The organism is Bilophila sp. 4_1_30 (assembly GCF_000224655.1).
Lineage (GTDB): Bacteria > Desulfobacterota > Desulfovibrionia > Desulfovibrionales > Desulfovibrionaceae > Bilophila > Bilophila wadsworthia.
On sequence record NZ_JH114233.1, the window covers coordinates 9,747 to 19,148 of the forward strand.

General features: G+C 62.3%; 6 protein-coding genes, 1 pseudogene and 1 riboswitch. All 7 genes and pseudogenes read left to right on the plus strand.

All coding sequences use genetic code 11. From position 1 onward, the window contains the following. On the plus strand, positions 1-310 hold a 310-nt coding region (locus tag HMPREF0178_RS12180), incomplete at its 5' end, for a B12-binding domain-containing protein (RefSeq protein WP_009368340.1). Positions 311-579: 269 nt separating this feature from the next. Then, positions 580-1,290 carry a DUF1638 domain-containing protein gene (locus tag HMPREF0178_RS12185; protein WP_009368341.1) on the plus strand — a complete coding sequence of 237 codons (711 nt, stop codon included), beginning with the start codon at positions 580-582 and terminating at the stop codon, positions 1,288-1,290. Next, positions 1,287-3,077 carry an ASKHA domain-containing protein gene (locus HMPREF0178_RS12190; RefSeq protein ID WP_009368342.1) on the plus strand — a complete coding sequence of 597 codons (1,791 nt, stop codon included), beginning with the start codon at positions 1,287-1,289 and terminating at the stop codon, positions 3,075-3,077. The genes HMPREF0178_RS12185 and HMPREF0178_RS12190 overlap by 4 nt, the downstream gene beginning before the upstream one ends. A gap of 276 nt (positions 3,078-3,353) precedes the next feature. Next, positions 3,354-4,847: pseudogene (locus tag HMPREF0178_RS22580) on the plus strand (trimethylamine methyltransferase family protein). Between the two features lie 1,122 nt (positions 4,848-5,969). Beyond that, a riboswitch (cobalamin riboswitch) is annotated at positions 5,970-6,154 on the plus strand. A gap of 53 nt (positions 6,155-6,207) precedes the next feature. Continuing rightward, positions 6,208-7,080, plus strand: a complete 873-nt coding sequence (locus HMPREF0178_RS12210) for a sirohydrochlorin cobaltochelatase (protein WP_009368345.1) — start codon at positions 6,208-6,210, stop codon at positions 7,078-7,080. 359 nt (positions 7,081-7,439) lie between these two features. Beyond that, positions 7,440-8,141, plus strand: coding sequence for a precorrin-2 C(20)-methyltransferase (gene cobI / locus HMPREF0178_RS12215; protein WP_005023871.1), 702 nt, complete (start codon positions 7,440-7,442; stop codon positions 8,139-8,141). A gap of 113 nt (positions 8,142-8,254) precedes the next feature. After that, entirely contained in the window at positions 8,255-9,388 is a 1,134-nt protein-coding gene (locus HMPREF0178_RS12220; RefSeq protein ID WP_232281267.1) for a hypothetical protein, read from the plus strand. The last annotated feature ends 14 nt before the right edge of the window (positions 9,389-9,402 follow it).

Genomic DNA, 9,402 nt, shown 5'->3' on the forward strand with positions numbered 1-9,402 from the left:
GGAATCCAAGGGCCTCAACGTCATCGACCTCGGCAACAGCGTGCCCCCGGCCAAATACATTGAAGCCGCCGCCAAGCACAACGCCGACATCATCGCCTGTTCCGCCCTGCTCACCACCACGATGGTCCACATCAAGGATGTCGTGAAGGGCGTGGCCGAGAGCCCCCTTGCCGGAAAGGTCAAAATCATGATCGGCGGCGCACCCGTCAATGACGCCTTCCGCGAGTCCATCGGAGCCGATTATTACACCCCCGACGCCTCCTCGGCGGCGGAAAAGGCCCTCGAAATCTGCGCCGCCGCGAGGGCGTAGAAAGAGAAATCGGGGGAAGGGAGAAGGCCCCCTTCTGAAGAAGGGTTGCCCCCTCCCCTCCATCTCCCAAGACTTTTGACTGATGGGGGGGGGCGGCCCGCAAGAAGCCCCTCCGTATGAAAGGAGTGGAGCGGAGGCGAAACGGAAACCCCGCCGCCGGGAAACACGGCAAAGAGGCGGCCCGCCTCTCCCATGCTTCCCGCCGCAAGGCGGATCCTCCCACCCAAACGGCCCCGGCAACCCCGCCACCCGGCGGAAAGGAAACGGATATGCACCTCATCGCCTGCGAAGTCTTCCGCCCCGAGCTGGAACGCCTGACGCGAGCCATGCGCAACGCGCCCGAGGTGACGTATCTTGAACAGGGCCTCCACGATACGCCGGACGAACTCCGCCGACGCGTGCAGCAAGCCGTCGACGCGCTGGAAGCCAAGGGCGAAACGGTCATTTTCCTCGTCTACGGCCTGTGCGGGCGCGGGCTCACCGGCGTGACCGGGCGCACCGCGGCCCTGATCCTCCCCCGTGTCCACGACTGCATCCCGGTCCTGCTCGGGGCGACGCAGGAACAAGCCAACGAATCATCCCTCGGCGGCGGCACCTACTGGCTCTCCCCCGGCTGGCTCCGCTATTCGCAAACCTCGTTCATCCAAAACCGCGAAAAGCGCTTCAAGGAATACGAAGAGCGGTTCGGCGCCGACTCCGCGGCCTACCTCATCGAACTCGAAGGATCGTGGCTCAGGAACTATACCAACGCCTGCCTGATCCTCTGGGAAGGCTGGGAAGACCAGCAGGAACTCGTCCAGACCGCCAAAGCCGTGGCCGACGACGCCGGGCTTGGCTACCGGGAACTTCCCGGCGACCCCAATTTCATCCAGGCCCTGCTCGACGGGGGCAAGGACGGGCGCTTCATGCGCATCGCTCCCGGCTTCACGCCGGATCTCGACGGTGAAGGGGCCATTACTGCCATGAGGGTGACATCATGAGCGTTTCAATCACCGTGCGCCACGCTGGAGGGATCGCCAACCTTCGCGCCGAGGCGGGAACGCCCCTCGCCCCCCTGCTCCGCGAAACGGGCCTGCTCACCCTGCCCTGCGGCGTCGGCAAGTGCGGCAAGTGCCTCATCCTCGCCGCCACCGAACCCTGCGCCGAGGAACGCGCCCTGCTCGGCGACGACGCCATCGCTTCCGGGCTGCGCCTCGCCTGCCACACCCGCGCCGTTGAGGGGCTCGACATCGCCATCCCACAAGCCGGAGCCCTGCGCGTGCTCACCCGGTTCGCGCAATCGGACTACCCGTTCCGGCCTATCGTGGAGCGCCGCCCCTTCGCCATGCCCGAGCCCTCCCTCGACGACCAGCGCAGCGACCTGCAACGCCTCATCGACGCCTGCGGCGCAGAGGGCCACGCCCTCGGCCTCGGCCAGCTCGCCGCCCTGCCCGCCTTCATACGTAAGGCCCGCTCCAACGGCGGGTGCGGCGACGGGCACGGCAACGTGTGCGGCTTCGGCCTCATGCATGGGGAAACCCTCGTCGGCTATGCGACCTCGGATGAGGCATACGCCCTTATCGTGGACATCGGCACCACCACCGTCGCCGCCCTGCTCGTGGACACGGCACGCAGGCACGTGGTTGCGGCACGCGGCGAACACAACGCCCAGTCGCCCTACGGCGCGGACGTCATCAGCCGCATCCGCCACGAAACGGAATGGGAAGAACACCGCAACGGCCCGAACCCGCTGCAACAGGCCATCGCCAAGCAGATTTCCGCAATGCTCGCCGGGCTGCTGGAACAGGCCGGGATCGGCGACGTGGATTTCCTGTCCCTGACCGGCAACACGACCATGATGCACCTGCTCTGCGGGCTGCCCGGCGAACACATCGGCAAGGCCCCGTTCATCCCCGCCACGCTCGAACCCATGCGCCTGCCCGCCGCCGATCTGGGCATCGCCTCGCAAGCCCCCGCGTTCCTGCTGCCCGGCATTTCCGCCTATATCGGCGCGGACATCGTGGCTTCGCTCCTCGCCGCCGACGCCCACCGCAGCCAGCCGCCCTTCCTGCTCGTGGATCTCGGAACCAACGCTGAAACCGTGCTCTGTGCGAACGGCATGTTCTACGCCTGTTCGGCGGCTGCCGGGCCATGTTTCGAGGGCGCAACCCTTTCCTGCGGCATGGCCGGGCAGGATGGGGCCATCGATACCGTTTCGCCCGACCCGGAACGCGGCCTGTCCTTTACCACCATCGGCGGCGCGCCCGCGCGCGGGCTGTGCGGCTCCGGGGTACTGGATGCGCTGGCCCTGCTGCTTGACGCCGGGCTCGTGGACGAAACCGGACGCCTCGAAGCCGACGCTTCCCCGCTCGGCGCACGGATTACAGACGATGCACTGGCCTTCACGGATTCGGTGCGCTTCACCCAAAAGGACATCCGGGAAGTGCAGCTCGCCAAGGCCGCCGTGCGCGCGGGCATCGACATCCTGCTGCGGGAGGCGGGCATGGAAACCGCGGATGTGGCCCGCCTCTATCTTGCGGGCGGCTTCGGTTCCGCCATGCGCCCGGAAAGCGCGGCCCGCATCGGGCTCATCCCCGAAGAACTTTCCGACCGGGTCACGGTACTCGGCAATGCCGCCGGTTCCGGCGCGCTGCGCTACGCGACCGAGGAAGGTGCGGCCGAAAGCGCCCTCGGCATCATCCGCCGCACCCGGTACATCGAACTTTCCGCCCACGAGGGCTTCACCGACGCCTACGTGGAACGGATGCTCTTTCCCGAAGGGGAATGAGGCTGAAAAGGGGGGAAACCTTTACGCCGAGCGGGACACCCGCGCGGGTTGCCCTTTCTCCCCGGCTCTCACCCTCCTTTTCCCAAAGCGCTCGCAATGCGATGCGGGAAAAAAAGTGTTCCTTATGAATGAGGATGCGGAAACATCCCGTTCGGGACACCCCCCGGAACTTTCCGGGCGAACAACGGCAGAGGCACGGCGGACCCGTTCCGCCTTACGATACGCTTCAGCAAACCCAGAGAGGCTTGTATGAAAAGATGGGCACATTCCAGTCTGATGGGGGGAGTCGGCGTCGGCCTGAACTTCCTCCGCGAAAAGGACTGCGAAAAGATCCATGAGGCATCCCTAGAAGTCCTGCACGACCGGGGCGCGTACTTCGACAGCGAAACGGCACGCGAAGTCCTGCGCGACCACGGCTGCTGGGAAGACGCGGACGGCTGCACCCATTTCCCGCGCACGCTTGTGGAAAGCGCGCTGGAAGCGGTCCCCGCCGAGTTCGTCCATCGCGGCAGGACGCCCGACGACGACATCCACATGGCGCAGGATCAGGTGTATGCCTCCAACTTCGGCGAAGGCATCTTCACCCATGACCTTGAAACCGGCGAACGCCGTTCCACCGTCAAGCAGGACGCCGTCGACATCCTGCGCGTGGTGGACTCGCTCGACAACATCCACATCTACAACCGCGCCATCGGCCCGCAGGACGTGCCGTCCGAATCCGCGTCGATGCACAATGCGGAAGTGGCGTTCTGCTACACCAGCAAGCCCATGCACCTGGTGTCCGGCAGCCCCTTCCAGACCAAGAAGATGATCAAGATGGCGGAAATCGCCGCCGGCGGAAAGGAAGAGCTCAAGCGCCGTCCGCGCACCGCCTTCAACCACACCACGATCAGCCCGCTCCGCATCTCGCATGAGGCTTGCGAAAACGCCATAATCGTGGCCGAGGCCGGGCTCCCCAACCACATCCTCGTCATGGTGCAGCAGGGCGCGACCTCGCCCATCAGCTATGCGGGGAGCGTAGCCGTACACAACGCGGACTTCCTCGCCTTCAACACCCTGATGCAATGCGTGAACAGGGGCAACCCCACCCTGTACGGCGCGTCCGCCTGCGTCATGGACATGAAAAAGGGCCTTTCCCTCGTGGCGGCCCCCGAAGTGTTCGTGCTCAACGCGGCAATGGCCCGGATGTCGAAATACTACAATATCCCAAGCTACATTGCCGGTGGATAGACGGACAGCATATGCAACGACGTGCAGGCCGGAGCCGAACGCGCTCTCAACCGCCTGATGACCGCGCTGGCAGGTGCCAGTGTCCTTTTCGGTCAGGGCATGCTTGAGACGGGACTTACGTTCGACATCCCGACCCTGCTCGTGGACGACGAAATCATTGATTATGTGCTGCGGATGCTGGCTGGCTTCAAGGTTGACGCCACAACCCTCTCCACGGACCTGATCAAGGAAGTCGGCCCCTTCGGTACGTACCTCGCTGAAATGGACACCTTCGAACATCTCGGCGACCTCAGCACCTACAACCTCATGAACCGCCGGAACTACGACATGTGGGCCGCCTCCGGGAAGCCCGATCTCTATGGGCAGGCCCGCGAACGCGCAAAGGAAATCCTCGCCACCCACAAGCAGAAGAACCCCTTGAGCCCCGAGCAGGTCAAGGCCATCCGTGACGTCCTCGTGGACGCTGAAGGCGAACTCGGCGTCGCGGACTTCTGGAAGGGCAAGGAAGAGAAGCGCTTTATCGACAACGACCTTTATTAGGGCATCCCAAAGCGAAAAGACTCTAACGGGCCGTCCGGCGGGGCTTCGGGTCCCCGCCGGAGTCGGAAAGAAATCCGGCGCGTTTTCCTTTCCTCCTCTTGGGGAAAACGCGCCGGGACACAAAACGGCCTTTCTTCATTCCCACCCTCTATGCGGAAGAAACGACGCCCTGCCGCCGAATCTGCAGCCGTGCAAACGGGACAAACCTTTTCCACGGAAAACCGCGCCACACCCGCCAAGGAGCACCGTGCCATGACATCAAGCAAGAATTCCATCGCCATGTGGAAGACGAACTTGCCGTCTTCGGCCCTTCCGAACGCCATGTCCTTTCGGCTGGCTGCGCATACCCCACCCCCCGCTTCGCCTTCCCGCGCCAGATGATGGCAATGGGGAAAGCGTAATACGAGGACAGTCCATTCTCCGCCTGCGGTTCCCCCCAACCCTGCGGGCGGAGCTTTCCCGTGGCACAGCCACGCTCACACTGCGGGACATCCGGGGCTTCCCCTTCCGGGTGTCCCGTCGTTTTTTTCCACGCTCAATCCACCATTGGGATTGGGCCATTCGCCCATTTCCCTCCTCGGTTCCTCCCGTATCCATCAAGATATTTCTCAATACCCACCGTCCCACACCTCCCGCTCCATCCCGCAACGCATCCACAATCCCCCCAATACGGCGTCCGGCCTTGCGTTATCGATAAGAAGAAACCTGTGGTTCCTCATGGTTCGAACAAAAACTTTTCCGTGTGCTGCCACGGAACTCTGGACAAAAGGCGCCTTCTGATATATGAGATAACCAACGGATGCGGAGGAGACACACGGTCCGCAGGCAGAATCCCTGTAGCTCTTGTGGCGCTATCATGGCAACTCAAAAAAATTTTTTGGGAATGCCCCACCCACTGGATATCAAAAGAAACAAGTGCATAAAAGGACAAAAATAGGATTCTGATATTCCTAACGCCTCTCAAAACCCTTGAAGCCATCAGGCACGTAGGATAAAAAGAAGGTGCTTAGAAACAGGTCTGAGTAACGACGCATACGCGTTTGATGCCCTGGAAAAGCATGGCGGAAACGCCACAGCCCCTGCCTAAGCTCCAAAGACCGCCGGGCCGAGTGCCCCGCCGTAACCGCCGCAACCGTTTCAGGTGCCCGAATATTTCGGGATAATTGGGAAGTTCGTAAAAACGACGCTGACCCCGCAACCGTGAGAGGGGATGAACCCGCAACAGCCACTGTGGACGCCGTCTACGGGAAGGCGCGGGCAAAGAAGATCCTCAAGCCGGGAAACCAGCCTGAAAACTCATATGGTACGGACGCCGCCATGCGTTCCGTCCGGTCCACGATGATTGGACCAAGGAGTTGCCATGAAAAAATGTTTCGTCATGGTTCTGCTGTGCTGCCTGCTGGCTGCCGGAACCGCCTTCGCCAAGACGGGCACCCTGCTCGTCGCCTTCGGAACTTCGATGGACAGCGCAAGGCCCGCAATCGACGACATTGAAAAGGCCTACAAGAAAGCCGCCGGGAATGACCCCGTGCTTCTGGCCTTCACCTCGGACATCATCCGCAACAAGCTGGCCAAGGAAGGCAAACCCGTCCTCTCCGTCAACGCCGCGATGAATGAGCTCGCCGCACAGGGCGTGACCGATCTCAAGATCCAGTCCCTGCACATCGCCCCCGCCGAGGAATACAACCAGCTCGAACGCATGGTCGTTAAAAACATCACCAAGAATCCCGGCGTATTCAAGACGGTCAAGGTCGGCTACCCTCTCCTCGTCTCCGAAAAGGATCTCGACGCCGTCGTCAAGGTTGTGCTCGCTTCCCTGCCCAAGGATCGCAAGCCCGGCGACGCCGTGGTGCTCATGGGCCACGGCAACGACCGCGGCCCCGGCGACCTGACCCTCGCCGCCACTGCCGCCGCCTTCCACAAGGCCGATCCCCACGTCTGGCTTGCCACCGTCGAAGGTTCCAACAGCTTCGACAACGTCCTGCCCAAGCTCAAGGCTTCCGGCGCCAAGCGCGTCTGGCTCCAGCCCTTCATGATCGTTGCGGGCGACCACGCCAACAACGATCTCGCCGGGCCGGAAGAGGACTCCTGGGCCTCCCGCATCAAGGCTGCCGGGATGACCCCCATGCCCAACCTCAAGGGCCTCGGCCAGCTCAAGGGCATTCAGGACATCTTCCTCAGCCACACCCAGAACGCCGTTGTCGATCTCGCCAACACGAAGAAGGCGGACTAAGCAGGGATAGAGTGTGAAGAACCGGAGGGGGGAAGGGGAACCCTTCTGGAAAAGGGCTTCCTCTTCCCTCCTCCGAACCTCCCCCCTTTCCCCTCCCAAGACTTTCGGCTTTATTGAATCCCTTTTCGGGGTTTTTCCTGTGAACCCCAAAACCGGGGCGCGATACAACATATTTCAATTTAAGGATTTTTCCTTATTTAATCAATTCTATAAAGAATGCCGCTTGTTGCAGAGAAACAGAACCCGATTCCCCCTCTCCTCACATAACAGAAGCCTTTAGAGAGAAAGGGGAGGGTTCGGGGAAAGGCAAGAGAAGCCCTCCTTTCCCCGAAATATCAACCCACTACAAGGATTTTACCATGAAACCGGGAAAACTGTACGGCGTGGGCATCGGCCCCGGCGACCCTCGGTACCTGACCCTCCGGGCGGCGGACGTGCTGCGCTCCGTAGATGTAATCTTTACCGTCATCTCCCAAAACGCATCGAGCAGCGTTTCCCGGTCCGTGGTCGAATCCCTCGAGCCGCGCGGAGAAATCCATCTCCAGATATTCAGCATGTCGCGTGACAAGGCTGTCCGCGCCGCGCAGGTACAGGCCAACGCCGACGCCATCATTACGGAACTGAAAGCGGGCCGGGACTGTGCCTTCGCCACGCTCGGCGACGCCATGACCTACAGCACTTTCGGTTATGTGCTGGAAATCATACGTGAAGCCATCCCCGGCGTGGAATTGGAAATCGTCCCGGGCATCACCTCCTTCGCCACTCTGACGGCGAAAGCCGGAACCGTGCTCGTGGAAAACGGCGAACAGCTCAGAGTCATCCCGTCCTTCAAGTCGGAAATGGCCGAAACTCTGGACTTTCCCAAAGGCTCCACCACGATTCTCCTCAAGACCTACCGTAGCCGCAAGGCACTGGTGGAACGCCTCAGGCGCGAGGAAAACGTGGAAATCCTGTACGGCGAGCATCTGGCAATGGAAGGGCAAACCCTCTTGACCGATCTGGACGCCGTTGCCGACCGTCCGGAAGAGTACCTGTCGCTCATCATGGTCAAAAAGCAATGAAACGCGGACGCCGCCCTCTTCCGCCTCCGTGGAGGCGCCCGAGCCGCATCCTGTGGTTCGTTCTGGCCGTCATCGGAGCCTGCTGGCTTATGCTGCACATGCCGGAATCCCACATGATGCGCCCGAAGCCGGAACAAAACGGCACGAGCGCCCCCACAAGCCGGATGCACCGGCCCGCTCCCGTCAGTGAGGCTATGGACGCGGATGTGGGCGAAGACGCCATGACTTCCTCCGGGCCGACAAAGATGGACACTGCGGCCCCCCGCATGAAACGGCACGCGCCGCTCACCCCGGCGGAAAAAATCTTCGCCAAGATGAAAACCTTCGGACGCCTGTTCGCCATCGTGGGCATCGCGGCCTTCCTCGGAGGGCTGATGGAGGCGCGGCGCTGGCACATGGCGCTGGCGCGGGTCATGGGCAAGCTGGCCCGGATGGCCCGGCTCCCCGAGATCGTGGGCCTTGCGATGCCGACCGCGCTCTGCTCCAACGCAGCGGCCAACAGCATACTGGTCAGCAGCCATGCCGACGGGCATATCCGCACCTCGGCGCTTATTGCGGGCGGCATGGCGAACAGCTATCTGGCCTACGTCTCGCACTCCATCCGGGTCATGTATCCGGTGCTCGGAGCCATCGGGCTTCCGGGGGCGCTCTACTTCGCGGCGCAGTTCTCGGGCGGGTTCATCGTCATTCTCGGCGTGCTGCTCTGGAACCGCTGGTATGTCTCCGGGCACGGGGATACGCCCATTTCCGGCATTCCCCCGGCAGACGAAGCCCCGCTCGGGTGGCCTTCCGCCGTGGGAAAAGCCGCCGTCCGATCGTTGACGTTGCTGTTTCGCATGGTGTGTATCACGGTCCCGCTGATGCTCTGCATCGAATGGCTGTTGAAGAACGGCGCGTTCAATTTCTGGGAGCAGTATGTCCCTGATCAGGTGAACCGTTTTTTCCCTGCGGAACTGGTATCCGTGGTCGCCGCGCAGATGGGCGGCTTGGTGCAGTCTTCCGCGGTCGCCGCGAACCTCAGGGCCGAAGGGCTCATCGACAACGCGCAGATCCTGCTGGCGATGCTCGTCGGGAGCGCGGTGGGCAACCCCTTCCGCACTCTGCGGAGGAATCTCCCTTCGGCGCTCGGGATTTTCCCCGTGCCCGTCGCGTTCGCCATAGTCATCGGTATGCAGCTCTCGCGCTTCGTCGTTACCCTCGTCGCCATCGCCGGGGTCATCGCGTTCATGCATTATGTGTTGTATTGAACTTGGAGGGGAAG